Source organism: Stenotrophomonas sp. GD04024, assembly GCF_029837545.1.
GTDB lineage: Bacteria > Pseudomonadota > Gammaproteobacteria > Xanthomonadales > Xanthomonadaceae > Stenotrophomonas > Stenotrophomonas forensis.
In genome coordinates this window covers 22,395-36,743 of sequence record NZ_JAOEDV010000045.1, presented here as the reverse complement: position 1 = coordinate 36,743, position 14,349 = coordinate 22,395, and the positions used below count along the sequence as shown (strand labels likewise).

General features: G+C 64.2%; 15 protein-coding genes and 2 tRNA genes. 8 read left to right on the top strand and 9 right to left on the bottom strand.

Annotated features, from left to right (window positions below; genetic code table 11):
• The first annotated feature begins 1 nt into the window (after window position 1).
• From cydX to N7590_RS14540, 3 genes are all read left to right on the top strand, one after another.
• Window positions 2-100 carry a cytochrome bd-I oxidase subunit CydX gene (gene cydX / locus N7590_RS14550; protein WP_279935679.1) on the top strand — a complete coding sequence of 33 codons (99 nt, stop codon included), beginning with the start codon at window positions 2-4 and terminating at the stop codon, window positions 98-100.
• A gap of 55 nt (window positions 101-155) precedes the next feature.
• A tRNA-Pro gene (locus N7590_RS14545) sits at window positions 156-232 on the top strand.
• 140 nt (window positions 233-372) lie between these two features.
• Window positions 373-449 (top strand) — tRNA-Pro (locus N7590_RS14540).
• 131 nt (window positions 450-580) lie between these two features.
• On the opposite strand, the gene N7590_RS14535 is transcribed toward N7590_RS14540, so the two are convergent.
• The 9 genes from N7590_RS14535 to N7590_RS14495 all read right to left on the bottom strand — a co-directional run bounded on the left by N7590_RS14535 (window position 581) and on the right by N7590_RS14495 (window position 6,730).
• Window positions 581-934, bottom strand: a complete 354-nt coding sequence (locus N7590_RS14535; RefSeq protein WP_164242855.1) for a hypothetical protein — start codon at window positions 932-934, stop codon at window positions 581-583.
• Window positions 935-1,416: 482 nt separating this feature from the next.
• The gene (locus N7590_RS14530; RefSeq protein WP_164242849.1) at window positions 1,417-2,166 is read right to left on the bottom strand and encodes an Imm52 family immunity protein; all 750 of its coding nucleotides are present in this window, start codon (window positions 2,164-2,166) and stop codon (window positions 1,417-1,419) included.
• A 65-nt stretch (window positions 2,167-2,231) separates the two neighbouring features.
• Window positions 2,232-2,981: an Imm52 family immunity protein gene (locus tag N7590_RS14525; RefSeq protein ID WP_164242848.1), complete on the bottom strand. Its 750-nt coding sequence runs from the start codon at window positions 2,979-2,981 to the stop codon at window positions 2,232-2,234.
• Window positions 2,978-3,778 carry a Tox-REase-5 domain-containing protein gene (locus N7590_RS14520; protein ID WP_279935678.1) on the bottom strand — a complete coding sequence of 267 codons (801 nt, stop codon included), beginning with the start codon at window positions 3,776-3,778 and terminating at the stop codon, window positions 2,978-2,980. Before N7590_RS14520 ends, N7590_RS14525 begins: the two co-directional genes overlap by 4 nt.
• A 168-nt stretch (window positions 3,779-3,946) precedes the next feature.
• Complete coding sequence (locus N7590_RS14515) at window positions 3,947-4,696, bottom strand: Imm52 family immunity protein (protein ID WP_279935677.1); 750 nt, start codon at window positions 4,694-4,696, stop codon at window positions 3,947-3,949.
• Window positions 4,693-5,493, bottom strand: coding sequence for a Tox-REase-5 domain-containing protein (locus N7590_RS14510; protein ID WP_279935676.1), 801 nt, complete (start codon window positions 5,491-5,493; stop codon window positions 4,693-4,695). Before N7590_RS14510 ends, N7590_RS14515 begins: the two co-directional genes overlap by 4 nt.
• Before the next feature lie 8 nt (window positions 5,494-5,501).
• Window positions 5,502-5,837 (bottom strand): hypothetical protein, encoded by a 336-nt coding sequence (locus tag N7590_RS14505; protein ID WP_164242080.1) that lies wholly within the window; start codon window positions 5,835-5,837, stop codon window positions 5,502-5,504.
• Window positions 5,837-6,307 carry a DUF4123 domain-containing protein gene (locus tag N7590_RS14500; RefSeq protein WP_164242078.1) on the bottom strand — a complete coding sequence of 157 codons (471 nt, stop codon included), beginning with the start codon at window positions 6,305-6,307 and terminating at the stop codon, window positions 5,837-5,839. The genes N7590_RS14505 and N7590_RS14500 overlap by 1 nt, the downstream gene beginning before the upstream one ends.
• Complete coding sequence (locus N7590_RS14495) at window positions 6,308-6,730, bottom strand: PAAR domain-containing protein (protein WP_053511419.1); 423 nt, start codon at window positions 6,728-6,730, stop codon at window positions 6,308-6,310.
• A gap of 323 nt (window positions 6,731-7,053) precedes the next feature.
• Between N7590_RS14495 and N7590_RS14490 the strand changes: the two genes are divergently transcribed.
• From N7590_RS14490 to pgaD, 5 genes are all read left to right on the top strand, one after another.
• Entirely contained in the window at window positions 7,054-8,259 is a 1,206-nt protein-coding gene (locus N7590_RS14490) for an MFS transporter (protein ID WP_053511418.1), read from the top strand.
• Between the two features lie 341 nt (window positions 8,260-8,600).
• Window positions 8,601-10,628: a poly-beta-1,6 N-acetyl-D-glucosamine export porin PgaA gene (gene pgaA, locus N7590_RS14485; protein ID WP_164242077.1), complete on the top strand. Its 2,028-nt coding sequence runs from the start codon at window positions 8,601-8,603 to the stop codon at window positions 10,626-10,628.
• A gap of 1 nt (window position 10,629) precedes the next feature.
• Window positions 10,630-12,516, top strand: coding sequence for a poly-beta-1,6-N-acetyl-D-glucosamine N-deacetylase PgaB (gene pgaB, locus N7590_RS14480; protein ID WP_279935675.1), 1,887 nt, complete (start codon window positions 10,630-10,632; stop codon window positions 12,514-12,516).
• 1 nt (window position 12,517) lies between these two features.
• A complete protein-coding gene (pgaC, locus tag N7590_RS14475) occupies window positions 12,518-13,774 on the top strand; it encodes a poly-beta-1,6-N-acetyl-D-glucosamine synthase (RefSeq protein WP_164242073.1) in 1,257 nt (418 codons plus the stop codon).
• A complete protein-coding gene (pgaD, locus tag N7590_RS14470; protein ID WP_049458286.1) occupies window positions 13,771-14,241 on the top strand; it encodes a poly-beta-1,6-N-acetyl-D-glucosamine biosynthesis protein PgaD in 471 nt (156 codons plus the stop codon). The genes pgaC and pgaD overlap by 4 nt, the downstream gene beginning before the upstream one ends.
• Window positions 14,242-14,349: the final 108 nt, after the last annotated feature.

The following is a 14,349-nucleotide window of genomic DNA, read 5'->3' as shown; positions in this document are numbered from 1 at the left end:
GATTCTCGGTGCCGGCCTCGCCTCGACGGTGGCCATCCTCAACGGCATGTGGTTCGAAGCCCGCGAGCAGAACCGTATCGAGAAGGAAAATCGTCACTGAGTCGTAAAAAAGCCTTGCCGCCTTGGCCTTCACACGGTATCTTAGGCGGCTCCTTCGGGGTGTAGCTCAGTCTGGTAGAGCGCTACGTTCGGGACGTAGAGGTCGCAGGTTCGAATCCTGTCTCCCCGACCACTCATGTGGTCGCATTGAAGCCTGGTGAAGTCGTCCAGGCTTTTTTGTTCCCTGAAGTGGCACTGCTTCGGCAGTGTGAAGAAAACAGCATTTACCCCTTGCCGCCATCGGGGTAGATCGCTAGAATAGGCGGCTCCCTTCGGGGTGTAGCTCAGTCTGGTAGAGCGCTACGTTCGGGACGTAGAGGTCGCAGGTTCGAATCCTGTCTCCCCGACCACTTCGGTGGTCACCAAGAAGCCTGGAAGACAACAGTCCTCCGGGTTTTTTTGTGCCTGGCGCCCCGGCAACTGCCAGTGAATGGCAGCAACGGGACAAGGCAGCCGCCCTGCCCCGCCACACGGCCCGGAGTCAGCAGGGCCGCACGTTAAGGCCGGCATACAGGGCCAGCGCGCGACTGGCCTGGATCAGACCCTCGATCACGTGGTCGCCCACATCCTGGTCCGGCCCGCCATCCTGCCGCGCCCGCTCGGCAGCCAGCAGAATGGCATGTACGGTGCGCAGCCCGGCCAATGCGCAATCGGCATCGGCCAGGGCCATGCAACGGCCGGGATTGAGCTGGCGTTCGGGCCAGGGCCGTCCATCCGATGCGCCCCCGCTGTCGATGCCACACAACTGCGCGACGAAGGTGATGGGCTCGCCTGCCACATCGGCATTGGCCGGCGCGTGACCGGTAGGCGGGAAGGAAGAATCAGACGTCTTCATGGGCATTCTCCATGCAAGGAACACGGTGATGCCGCCGAACAAGGGCGGCGGGCGATACGTGGCTGCAAAAACCCGGCTTCAGCGTTCGGGCGGATGTGCTCGCGCACACCCCCACGCACCGCCCGCCATGGAACGCGGACGGAATGCCAGCCGGCGCCGCGTGAAGCGACGCCGGCTGGCAAGCGTAAAACACGCTGAAGCTCGGGTTTGCAGTCCCGGCCACCCTTTTCCGGTGGCATGCGAAGGTGTAAACGCCAACGTACGATGTGCCAATGGGCAAACGCGCCACTGCAACAATTCGTACGATTCGCGACATTGTTGCACAGCGTCTGCGGGCGTCCAGAAGCTAGGGACGCAAAGGCTTGGCAGTGTTAAGCCGCAGGCGCCGTTGTGCCGCGCGGCAGGATGGGGGTCGTGCGGATTACGTCACCCTGCGCGCGGCGGAGGCGCTTCGCGTGGGTGCGGGCCGGTCGTGGCTGTGCTCAGCCCTTGAAGTGAGGATCGGTCACCGGCAACAGGTTGTAGCTGGCCAGATCCCTTTCGAGCCGATGAACGCGCTCCACCTGCGCGTCGTCGGCGGGGTCAAACACACCCGGCACCGAGACGATCACCGTTCCCAGGCCATCAACCGGATGGACGGCATGCGCGTCGCGGATCTGCGCGTGGGTGATCTGCGCGGGCACAAAGCCCATCCAACCGAAGAATTCCCGGTGTTGATACAGGCGCCGGTCTATTTGATAGGTCAGAAGCCCCTTCTCGGGCGTTCTGGACTTCACATCAACGCACGCGAAATTCGGCCGTATTGTCTTCACCAGCCCAATTAAAGCGTTGACCATCAGGGAAGGAGTTGCCTCCCCAAAGGGCTCGGGCCTGACAAGACTGAAAGAGTTGAATCCTGTTGTTGGGTTCAAATCCAACACGGCTAATCCCGGCTTGCGCCAGTCCCGATCATTGTCCACGTTGGCCAGCGTCACGGAAGCACCCAACTCTTCAAACTCACCGAAACGTCTACGATCCTTGTCAAGATCCTTTTCCATTCGAGCCAGGAGCGCACTCGAATCCTCGAGTGAAATACACTCTTCCTTGAGACTTGAAGGCAGTGCATACCATCTTTTCAGCGATGGGTGCAGTAGTGCGAGGCTCTGTGTTGTTAGCAAAGCCAAGCCCAGCACCTCATCTGGTGAGCGTGAGACGGGGGCTGTCCACAGATTTTCCTGAGCACGAATGATCATTTGCTTCCTCCATGGATAGGCGACGGAAGCGCTTCGGGTGGGGCCAGGGCTGGCCGTGGTCGTGCTCAGCCCTTTAAGTGAGGATCTGTCACCGGCAACAGATCGTAGCTGGCCAGATCCATTTCAACGCGGTGCACCTTATCCACCTGCGCGTCGTCGGTGGGATCAAACACGCCCGGCACCGAGACGATCACCGTACCCAGGCCATCGACCGGGTGGACGGCATGCGCGTCGCGGATCCGCGCGTGGCTGATCTGGGCAGGCACGAAGCCCATCCAGCCAAAGAATTCCCGGTGTTGATACAGGCGGCGGTCTATTTGATAGTCCACCAACCCTGTCTCCGGCGTCCTCGCCTTAACATCAACATTCGCAAATACAGGATTAAGCTTCTCAACAAGAATCATGAGTGACTGAAGCATAAGGCCCGGAAAACCTTTACCAAATTCCTCAAGCCCACCCATTCTGATTCGATGAAAGCCCGTCATTGGATTTACATCCAGGACAACAAGCCCTGGGTTCCTCCAATCACGGCTTCTTGCCACATTGGATATCATCAGAGATGCTCCAAGGTTCCGGAAATCGCCTAGATCCCTGCGAGTTTTCTCAACATCCGTCTCCATCACCTTCAAAACGGCGTCGCGCTCTTCCAGCGACACAACCTTCTCCCGCGGACCTCCAGGCATCGTGTACCACTGTCTCATCTGCGCATGCAGAGGACTTAATTCTCCCACGATACTGTCGACAAGCTCGGCAACTTCAAGAGGCGACCTGCTTACAGGACGGGATTTGAGGCAGGCTTGCACATCGATAATCAACTCGCTTCTCCCGGATAAGGTTGATACTTGCAGATGAATGGATCCAACCCTGCAAATCTGGTAGCTGCCGCCATTGTTCGCGCCTGCATGAAAAACCACGAAAGTTTTGCCTGACGTCCTGCAATGGATATTGCCGCCTTCTGCCTGGCCATCTGGGCGTTCCAAGGAAGAAAGATGCTCTTCTCGACGAAGTGATACTTCGGATTGTTATCGGCATCCAGAAAGTGCTCATACCTCCCCTTCGCCTCCACCACCGTGCAGTCCTTCAACCAGAACCCATCAAACTCACAGGCGTTGAAGTGCCACTCCTGCACCGTACGGGAGAAGCCCTTCCGGTGCAGATAGTCAAACAACGTATCCACTGAGAAGAACGTCCGCGCCGGATCGGCCTTGTCCGCCACCATGAATCCAAAGCGCAGCGGTGCCGAGCGCAGGTTGGCGATGTACAGCTGGTACTCGTAGTTGATCAGATTGCGCCGGGTGACATAGCGCCCAGTGCGGGGTGGACCAATGAACCCTTCCTTCAGCAGGCACTCGTTGCACGCGGTCTCGTCGGGCATCTGCGAGCAGTCCACTTCCCGCGCCTTGGCCGTCGGCTCAGCGCGCGCATCCGGCTTGGCTTTGCCGCGCACCCGCTGCTGGATATCGCCCACTACATCGCGAATGCCGTCGGCCACGTCACCGGTGGTCGGCCCGCCATAGGGTTCCACCGGATTGCCGTCTTCATCCACGCTGCCGTTACCGCCTCCCATGCCAGGCCCAAGCCAAGGCCGCGGGCCGATGATTCTGGTGCCCATCGTTGCTCCTAGTGTCCTGCCAGATTCGACAGCAGATCCGCCGCTGCTAGGTTCGTGTTCTTTGCGCTGCGCATCCACATGTCCGCTGCCGGGACGGCCCGCAAACCGCGCGCCCACGCCACGTCCGCCTTCACCCAGCGCACCAGCACCGGCAGATGGATGGTCTGTTCAGCCCTTGAGGTTAGGATCTGTCACCGGCAACAGGTCATAGCTGGCCAGATCCATTTCGACGCGGTGCACCTTGTCCACCTGCGCGTCGTCGGTGGGGTCAAATACACCCGGCACCGAGACGATCACCGTACCCAGGCCATCGACCGGGTGGACGGCATGCGCGTCGCGTATCTGCGCGTGGGCGATCTGCGCGGGCACGAAGCCCATCCAGCCAAAGAACCGCCTGTGCTGGTAGAGCCGCCGGTCCAGCTGGTAATCCACCAAACCTTTGTCCGGCGATCGTGCCTTGACATCCGTAGCTGCGAAGAATGGGTCTACCACTTTCACCATTTCCGTCAGTGCATTGCGCAATAGGGACGGGAGTGACGCTCCAAATGGGTCAATTCCATCCACGCTGAGGAAATTGAAACCGGTTGTCGGATTCAAGCCGAGCACCACTACCCCCGGCTTTTTCCAATCACGGTCATTGTCAACATTGGACAGCATGACAGAAGCGCCAAGCTCTTCGAAGTCACCAAAACGCTTTCGATTTTTTTGAATCTTCTGCGCCATTTGCGCCAAGATACCATTCTCGTCATCCAGCGGAATTGAATCCTCCTTACTACTTGAAGGCAGCGCGTACCATCGGTTCATCAGCGGGTGAACCTCGGCCAGCAGCGCGGTCAAATTCAAAGCGATGCGCAGCAGCTCGTCCGGTGTTTTTGAAACAGGCGCTGTCCAGAGTTTCGTTTCCACTCCAAGAATCATGCACCACCTCCAGGAAAGGGTTCATATCTGCAGAGAGAAGGATCCAAGTTGCCCATTTGCATGGCCGCTGCCATCGTCTTTTGCTGCATGAAAAACCACAGGAGCTTTCCCTGTGGCTCAGCGATCGCGATAGCGGAACGCTGTCGAGTCATCTGCAACCCTAGCGGCTCGAAGACCCCGGGCCGCACAAATTTGTATTTCGCCTTTCCGTTCTCATCCAGAAACTGGTCATACCTCCCCTTAGCCTCCACCACCGTGCAGTCCTTCAACCAGAACCCATCAAACTCACAGGCGTTGAAGTGCCACTCCTGCACCGTACGGGAGAAGCCCTTCCGGTGCAGATAGTCAAACAACGTATCCACTGAGAAGAACGTCCGCGCCGGATCGGCCTTGTCCGCCACCATGAATCCAAAGCGCAGCGGTGCCGAGCGCAGGTTGGCGATGTACAGCTGGTACTCGTAGTTGATCAGATTGCGCCGGGTGACATAGCGCCCAGTGCGGGGTGGACCAATGAACCCTTCCTTCAGCAGGCACTCGTTGCACGCGGTCTCGTCGGGCATCTGCGAGCAGTCCACCTCCCGCGCCTTGGCCGTCGGCTCAGCGCGCGCATCCGGCTTGGCTTCGCCACGCACCCGCTGCTGGATATCGCCCACCACATCGCGAATGCCATCGGCCACGTCACCGGTGGTCGGCCCGCCATAGGGGTCCACCGGGTTGCCGTCTTCATCCACGCCGCCATTACCGGCTCCCATGCCGGGCCCAAGCCAGGGCCGCGGGCCGATGATTCTGGTGCCCATTGTTGCTCCTAGTGACCTGCCAGATTCGACAGCAGATCCGCCGCTGCCAGATTCGGGTTCTCTGCGCTGCGCATCCACATGTCCGCTGCCGGGACGGCCCGCAAACCGCGCGCCCATGCCACGTCCGCCTTCACCCAGCGCACCAGCACCGGCAGATGGGTGATGCGCAGCACATAGGCTGCATGGTCATGGCTTCGCACCACCTCATCCATCAATGCGCCATCGCTCAGATGACCGACGCTGCCGAGGTACTCCTCGCGAATCTCCCGGCACAACAACGGGAAAAAAGTGGAAGGGTCAGGCAGGCGCAGCAGGGCCTCCTGTTCCTCGCTGATCTCAAACATCAACCGATCTCCGCTGCATACAACGCGTCACGTTCCAGGGCGTAGTGCTGGCCCAGCATCTGGAAGCGCCACTGCCGCAGCGGGCCCATCAGCTGCCTGCGCTGCTGCAGCGTGAAGGCCCGCTGCAAGCGCAGGAACACGCGGCCATCCCAGTAGCGCAGCAGTGCCAGCGTGCCGTTGGGGCGGCGCAGGTCCAGGCAGGCCTCCAGGTGCTGGAACACGGCTTCAAAGCCGGCTTCACTGCGCAGCCAGGCCACGACGGGCTTGTCCAGTTCCAGCGCCCGCAACCATCCATCCACCTGGGTGTGGGACTGCGCGGGCAACTGCAGCAGCCACGGGCCGACGGATGCGTGCGCAGCCTCGGGCTGGCGCGCCAACAGGGACCGGTGCGGCAGGTCCTGGGCGTACCAGGCCAGCGCCTTGGGCGTGTCGGCGTACGCCGCTGCGTCGACAATCACGTATCGATTCATTCAGCGCCCCAGGAACGGTGCGCCGGAGCGAGAAGCGGCCAGCAGGCATTCCTCACACACAGGCTCCTTGGCAGCCTGCAGCGCTACGGGCAACGGGGCCAGATCCGAGGCAGCAGCGGCGGGCCAGACACCGTCAGCCCCGCCACCTCCCCCGCCCATGTCCACATAGACGCGGGATTGCTTGCCGGCAATCAGCGAGCAGCCGCACGAGAGCCTGTCGCCATGGCGTGCGACGGGCTGGCCTTCAAACGTCAGCGTGATGTCGCCACTGACGATGGTGGCCACGCGCTGGTGCTTGGGGCAGGTGGCCTTGTCGCCCACCCGCGCAACCGGCATGCCCTCGATGTCGGTAACCGGCGATCCGCAGATGACCCTGCCACCGCCCGTGGTTGCATCACCCACCACAATCAACGTCCTTGCCACCCTGCAATCCTTCGCCCATGGATGTGGCCCGAACCTAACAACGCCCCACACCCCCTGCACTTCATTGCGGCGTCCATCACGGCGTGCATGCCGCGGCCAAACGCGCGCAATGGCCCGCAACGCAAGGGGTTGGCTGGATCACGGCGCATATCCATGGTGCACTGGCCGCCCTCACCCGGCTATGCAGAACGCGACAGATCGCGCCGACGGGACCTCACCCCGCCAGCCACGTACAATGGGCCTTCCCCCACCCACCGCGCCGGCACAGCCCGGTGCGGCGCTGCACGCCAAGACACGGCATGCGACACCTGCAAGGACCACCGATGAGTTCCTCCCCTTCCGATTCGCCGTCGCTGCTGCACGGTCGCGTCCTCGCGTTCGCCGCGATCCTGCTGGCCGCGATCAACCTGCGCACCGCCGTCACCTCGATCACGCCGCTGCTGGACGTGCTCGGCCAGCAGTTCGGCTTCGGCACCACCATGACCGGCGTGCTGGGCATGCTGCCGACCGCCTCGTTCGCCCTGTTCGGCGTGGCCACGCCTGCACTGGCGCGACGCCTGGGCCTGGAGCGCACCACGCTGCTGGCGATGGTGATGGCGATGGCCGGCCTGCTGCTGCGCTCCAGCGCCGGCAATGTCGGCACGCTGCTGCTCGGTTCGGTGGTGGCACTGGCCGGCATGGGCATCGGCAACGTGGTGGTGCCGCCGCTGGTGAAGCGCTACTTCGCCAACAAGGTCGGCACCATGAGCACGCTCTACATCAGCGTGCTGCAGCTGGGCACGATGCTGCCGGCGCTGCTGGCGGTGCCGGTGGCCAACGCCGCGGGCTGGCGGGTGTCGCTGGGCATGTGGGCCCTGCTGGCGCTGGCCGCCGCGCTGCCGTGGCTGGTGCTGGCCACGCGCGCACCGAAGCCGCAGGCCGATGCCACTGATCCGACCGCGCAGCCGCATGGCAAGGTCTGGCGCACCTCGCTGGGCTGGAGCATGACGCTGATGTTCGGCATGACCTCGCTGATGACCTATTCGATGTTCACCTGGCTGCCGCGCATCGTGGTCGAGGCCGGTGGCACGCCCGCCTTCGGTGGCGTGATGGTGGCGGTGTTCTCGGCCCTGGGCCTGCTGCCCTCGCTGGTGATTCCGTCGATGGCGGTGCGCCTGCAGAACCCGTTCCCGCTGGTGCTGATCGGCTTCTTCTCGTTCGTGATCGCCTTCACCGGCCTGCTGCTGGCGCCGATGAAGGCCCCGCTGCTGTGGGCCTGCCTGCTGGGCGTCGGCCCATCCACCTTCCCGCTGGCGCTGACCCTGATCAATCTGCGCACTCGCACCCCCACTGGTTCGGCGGCGCTTTCCGGCTTCATGCAGGGCGTGGGCTACAGCTTCAGCTGCCTGGGGCCCTTCCTGGTCGGTTGGCTGCACACCGTCAGCGACGGCTGGACCCTCCCGTTCAGCTTCCTGTTCGGCTGCGCCACCCTGATGCTGTGTGCGTCCTGGGTGGCCTGCAAGCCGCGCAAACTGGAAGACCTCTGGTGATGCTGCGGGGCCGCCTGCCGGCCCCGACCACAGGCGCGCAGCCTTCACGCCCATTTTGACGCCGGACTGACAATTCCCGGCGGATAGTGCCCACGAATGCCCATCCTTGCCGCGTGCCGGCATCGGGCATGGGGGCGGCACCGCCGCCCGGGCCACCACTCGGTGTGCGGGGGACTTTCGTTTCAGACAAGACATTGCAGGTCGCTGTCCGGGTTGTACCCGCCCTTGCAGGGCGGCATGCACGAAGGGAGTGACGCGGGCCACGGCCACGCCAAAAGCTGGCATGTGATGTGCGTCACAGTTTTCATGGTTGTCTGGTTCGGAAGCCAAGGGGGTCCCCAATGGTTGTCCACCGCCGGCTGGCGCTCTGCGTCGGCCTTGCCTGCACCGCGCTGGCCTGGGCCGGCAGCGCTGCCCCGCCTGACCGCGAGGCGGCGCTGGCCGAGATCGGCCGCTACCGCGACCAGGCCCGCTGGCTGGATGCGCTGGGTGCGATCGAACGCGCCAGCCAGCAGCAGCCCAACGACGATCTGCTGTTCAAGCTGCGCGTACTGACCCTGGGCGACATCGGCAACGCGTGGCGGGCCTGGGAGCTCTACCAGCAGCGCCCGCAGCTGTTCGACGCTGCCCAGAAGCAGCGCCTGGAAGGGGATTACCTGGCCAAGCTGGTGGTCTGGAGCCTGGCCTACAGCAGCAGCGAAGACAGCCGGCTGGAGGAGGCCGAATCAACCCTGGCCCGCATGCAGCGCTATCTGGGGGGCGAAGGCACGCCGCCGGCGCAGGCGCCGCTGCGCATCCGCATGGACCGGCTGATCCTGCTCAACCGCCTGGGCCGCCATGCGCAGGTGCGCGAAGAAGCACGGGCGCTGCAGGCCGAAGGCCACACCCTGCCCGACTACGTGCTTCCCGCCGTGGGTGATTCGCTGATGGGTACCCTGCATCCGCAGGAAGCCATTCCGGTGCTGCAGGCGGCGGTGGCAGGCGACCCGACCCGCGACGCCTCGCATTCGGAGCTGGCCTATGCCTACCTGGAAAGCGAACAGCAGGAAAAGGCCATCGACCTGCTGCAGGCCTGGCGCGACAAGGAGCCGGCATGGCGCTGGAGCAATGGCAAATCACCGTACCCGAACTGGTCACGCTACGAGGCCGACCTGAACCTGGCGATGGTGCGCGCCTACAGTGGCGATCTGCGCACCGCACAGCACGACCTGGAATCGATGGTCGACATCGCACCCGGCAACGGTGGGCTGCAGAGTGCGCTGGGCAGCGTGTACATGATGCGCGGCTGGCCACGCCAGGCGCTGCAGCGGCAGCAGATGGCGCATGCGCTGGACCCGCGTGACATCGAAGCCCGCCTGGGCATGGAAGAAGCCTACGTCGCCCTGCAGCGTGATGACCTGGCACGGCCGCTGCACGACGATCTGATCGCGCGCTATCCCACCCAACCCGCGGTCGAGCGCATGGACCAGGCGTGGCGCGCGCATCGCGGCTGGCAGCTGAAGGCATGGACCGACATCGGCCGCAGCTCGGGCGGCGGCGGCACGTCGCCACTGGGCAACAACGATCGCCATTACGGCGTTGAAGTCGAATCGCCGATGCTGGATGACCGCTGGCGGTTGTTCGCCTTCGCCGACCGCCGCTCGATCGACTTCCAGGACCAGCGCATCGACCCGCTCTGGCTGGGGGCTGGCGTGCGCTACCGCTTCGGCCGGCTGGATGCGGAAGCCGCGGCACTGCGCGCCAACGACCACATCGGCGACACCGGCCTGCGCGTAGGCGTCGGCTGGCAGTTCAATGATTACTGGCACGCCGGGCTGGTAGCCGCGCGCAATGATCCGGAAGCCTCGATGCAGGCCCGCGTGGCCGGTATCACTGCCGACAGCATGAGCGCGCAGGTGGACTACCGTCGAAGCGAGCTGACCCACTGGATGTTCGGCGCCAGCCGCTTCCGCTACGACGATGGCAACCATCGCGAACTGGTCAGTACCGGCCTCGAACAACGGCTGCTGACGCGTCCGCGCTGGCTGGTCGATGGCCTGGCAAGCGCGTACGCCAGTCGCGGCAGCCGCGACGACGCGCCTTATTTCAACCCGAAGCGCGACCGCATGGTCGAGATCGGCCTGCGTATCGACCAGCAGCTGTGGCGTCACTACGAGCGCCATTTCCGGCACCGGCTGACGGTCTCGCTGGGCGACTACTGGCAGGATGGCTTCGGCAGTGCGCTGGTGCCGTCGGTGTCCTACATGCACGAATGGCAGCTGGGTCCGGGACGCGTATTCGAATACGGCGTGCGCTGGTCGCGACCGGTCTACGACGGCCATCGCGAGCGTCATATCGGCTTCGAAGCTGCACTGCGCTGGGGAGACTGACATGGCCCGCATCCTGCGACTGATCGTGCTGCTGTTGCTGGCCGTTGCACCGCCAGCCTTCGCCCAGCGGGCCCTGCATCTCGATGCGATCGACAACGGCCTGCTGATCCTCAGCTACCACGACATCCGCGACCAGGTGGCCGCCAAGGGCGATGCCGATACCTATGCGGTGAGTACGCAGAACTTCGCCGCGCACCTGGACTGGCTGGGCGCGCACGGTTACCACCCGGTCTCGCTGTCGCAGGTGATCGAGGCCTCGCAGGGCCGCGCCACGCTGCCACCCAAGCCGGTGCTGCTGACCTTCGACGACGGCCTGCGCAGTGTCTATGACAAGGCCTTCCCCCTGCTCCAGGCCTACCGCTATCCGGCGCTGGTGGCGGTGATCACCGACTACGTGGACATGGCGCCGGGGCGCACCATCGACTATGGCTACCGCCCGTTCGGGCGTGACGACTTCGTCACCTGGGCACAGCTGAAACAGATGCATGACAGTGGCCTGATCGAAGTGGCCAGCCACACCGATGACCTGCATCACGGCGTGCTCGCCAATCCGCAGGGCAACTCCACGCCGGCGGTGGTGACCCGCGTCTACAGCCCGGCCACCCACAGCTACGAAAGCGCAGCCCAGTACGAACAACGCCTGCGTGCCGACCTCTCGCGCAGCGTGCAGCGCATCGAACAGCACCTGGGCGTACGCCCACGGGCCATTGTCTGGCCGTATGCCGCCTACAACCAGCTGAGCAACGACATCGCCGAGCAGCTGGGCATGCCGGTTTCATTCGATCTGAAAGGCCGCAGCACACCGGTGGCCAGCGACCTGCACGGGCTGGCACGCTTCCTGGTCAGTGACAACCCGACCGTGGAGGGCCTGGCCTACGAACTGCGCCGCGACGTCGCGCTCGATGGCATCCGCGCGCTGCAGATCGACCTGGACGATGTGTATGACCCCGATCCTGCACAGCAGGCGCGCAATCTCGATGCACTGATCGAGCGGGTCAAGCGCATCGCGCCGACCCACGTCTACCTGCAGGCGTTCGCCGACCCGGACGGCAACAACACCGCCGATGCGCTGTACTTCCCCAACCGCCACATGCCGATGCGCGCGGACCTGTTCAGCCGCGTCGCGTGGCAGCTGAAATCGCGCGCCGGGGTGAAGGTCTACGCGTGGCTGCCGGTGCTCGGCTTCGAGCTACCCGATCCGGTGCTGCGCAAGGCACTGGCAATCCGCAACGGCGATGCCGACGGCATGTACCGGTTGGATTTCACCAATCCAAAAGCGCGCCAGATCATGCTCGACATCTACGAGGACCTGGCGGTCAACTCGTACTTTGAAGGCCTGCTGTTCCACGACGATGGCTACCTGCGCGACACCGAACTGCCCGCACTGTCCTCCGGCGACGGCGGCAGCGCGCGCACCCAGGCGCTGATCGACTTCACCCTGGCCCTGCGTGACAGCGCCCAGCGCTGGCGACCTAAGCTGGCAACGGTACGCAACCTGTATGCCGAGCCCGTACTGCGCCAGCAGAGCGAAGCCTGGTTCGCGCAACGCCTGGACCTGTTCAACAAGGCCTACGACCAGACCGCGCTGATGGCGATGCCGTGGATGGAAGGCAGCAAGCACCCGGAGCGCTGGCTGGACCAGCTGCTGGCCGCCGTACGCAGCCACGACCCCCAGCTGCAGCACACCCTGTTCGAGCTGCAGACCGTCGACTGGAACAGCGGCCAGCCGATTCCCGCCGAGCCCCTGCGCGCGCAGATCCGCCAGCTGCAGGCGCAGGGCGTGCACCACTTCGCCTGGTACCCGGACGACTTCATCGCCGACCAGCCCTCCACCCACGATGCCCGTGCGGCGATGTCCGCCGGCAACTTCCCGTACCCGGAGAAGTGACATGGACATGCATCCCATGCTGCTGATCCTGTTCCAGTTTGCCTTCTATTACCCGATGGTGATGGCGTTCTTCTGGATGTCCGGCGGGCTCTACTACTACTTCCGGCGCGAGCGCCACTCACGCGCGCGCAACGATCCACCGTTGATGGTCGATCCTCCGTTCGCGACCCTGCTGATCCCCTGCCACAACGAATCGGAGAACCTGGACGACACGCTCGGCGCGGCGCTTGCACAGCGTTATCCGGCCGACTATGAGGTGATCGCCATCGACGATGGCAGCAGCGACGACACCGGCATTCGCCTGGACGCTCTGGCGGCCCGGCACCCACGGCTGCGCGTGCTGCACCTGGACCGCAACCTGGGCAAGGCCAATGCGCTGCGCATGGGGGCGCTGGCGGCGCGCTCGGAGTACCTGGTGTGCATCGACGGCGACGCGATGCTGGAAGAGAACGCGTTGCACTGGATGGTCTGGCACCTTGCCAGTGGCAGCCGGGTCGGTGCAGTGACCGGCAATCCTCGCATCCGCAACCGTTCGACCCTGCTCGGTCGCCTGCAGGTGGCCGAATTCTCATCGATCATCGGCATGATCAAGCGCGCGCAGCGCGTGTACGGGCGCATCTTCACCATCTCAGGGGTGATCGCCGGCTTCCGCCGTACCGCCCTGCACCAGGTCGGCTGGTGGTCGGATGACATGGTCACCGAGGACATCGACATCAGCTGGCGCCTGCAACGCGCGCACTGGGACATCCGCTACGAGCCCAACGCGCTGTGCTTCATCCTGATGCCGGAAACATTGAAGGGCCTGTGGCGGCAGCGGCTGCGCTGGGCGCAGGGCGGCGTGGAAGTGATGCTGCGGCATGCGCGGTCGCTGCTGCACTGGAAGGAACGGCGCATGTGGGGGGTGCTGCTGGAGTATGTGCTGAGCGTGGTGTGGGCCTACACCATGCTGTTCATCGTGCTGCTGTGGGCATTGGGAAAGTTCATCGAGCTGCCGCCGCAGCTGCACATCGTCAGCCTGTTGCCGGAATGGCATGGCGTGATCCTGGCGCTGGTCTGCCTGCTGCAGTTCGCCAGCAGCCTGATCATCGACCGGCGCTACGAAACACAGATTGGACGCAACTATTTCTGGGTCATCTGGTACCCGATGGCGTACTGGCTGATCAGCCTTTCCACCACCCTGGTGGCGCTGCCGAAGACGCTGCTGCGCCGTCGCCGCAAGCGCGCCACCTGGACCAGCCCTGACCGGGGAATCCGATGAACGCACAACGCCCTTCCAACCGCTTCGACTCGCGGACGATCCGCAAGCCGCACCGCCAGCCGCGCTTCCAGCGCACGGCCTGGGGCTTCGTCACCCTGGCATTCTGGGGCTTCTACTTCTACCTGTGGGCGCCGCTGGTGACGCTGCTGTCGTGGCTGATTGGCGGCCAGCTGGCGTGGCAGCAGCTGTATGAGCGGCAGAACCAGCTCGATCCGTACGTGCTGGTGGCGTTGCCGCTGATGCTGCTGTGCGCCAGCGTGCTGCTGATCGGCTGGGCCGAGTACAACCGTGCACGCTTCCGCGGCCACGACCGGCGCCTGCCACGCCCGCTGGCCAGCCTCAACGAGGTCGCGGCGGATCTGGGCGCCAGCACCGGCCTGGCCGAACGCCTGATGGGATGCAAGGCCGCCACGCTGCACATGGATGAGCATGCACGGCCGGTCGGCATCCGCCGCGAGGTGGTGTAGCCCCGCTGCCCGTCAGGCGCCGACCTGGGGGGCACCTGCCTTGGTAGATGCCGACCTTGGTCGGCGTTCTCTCCGGTGGGTGCCGACCTTGATCGGCGTTCTCCCCGG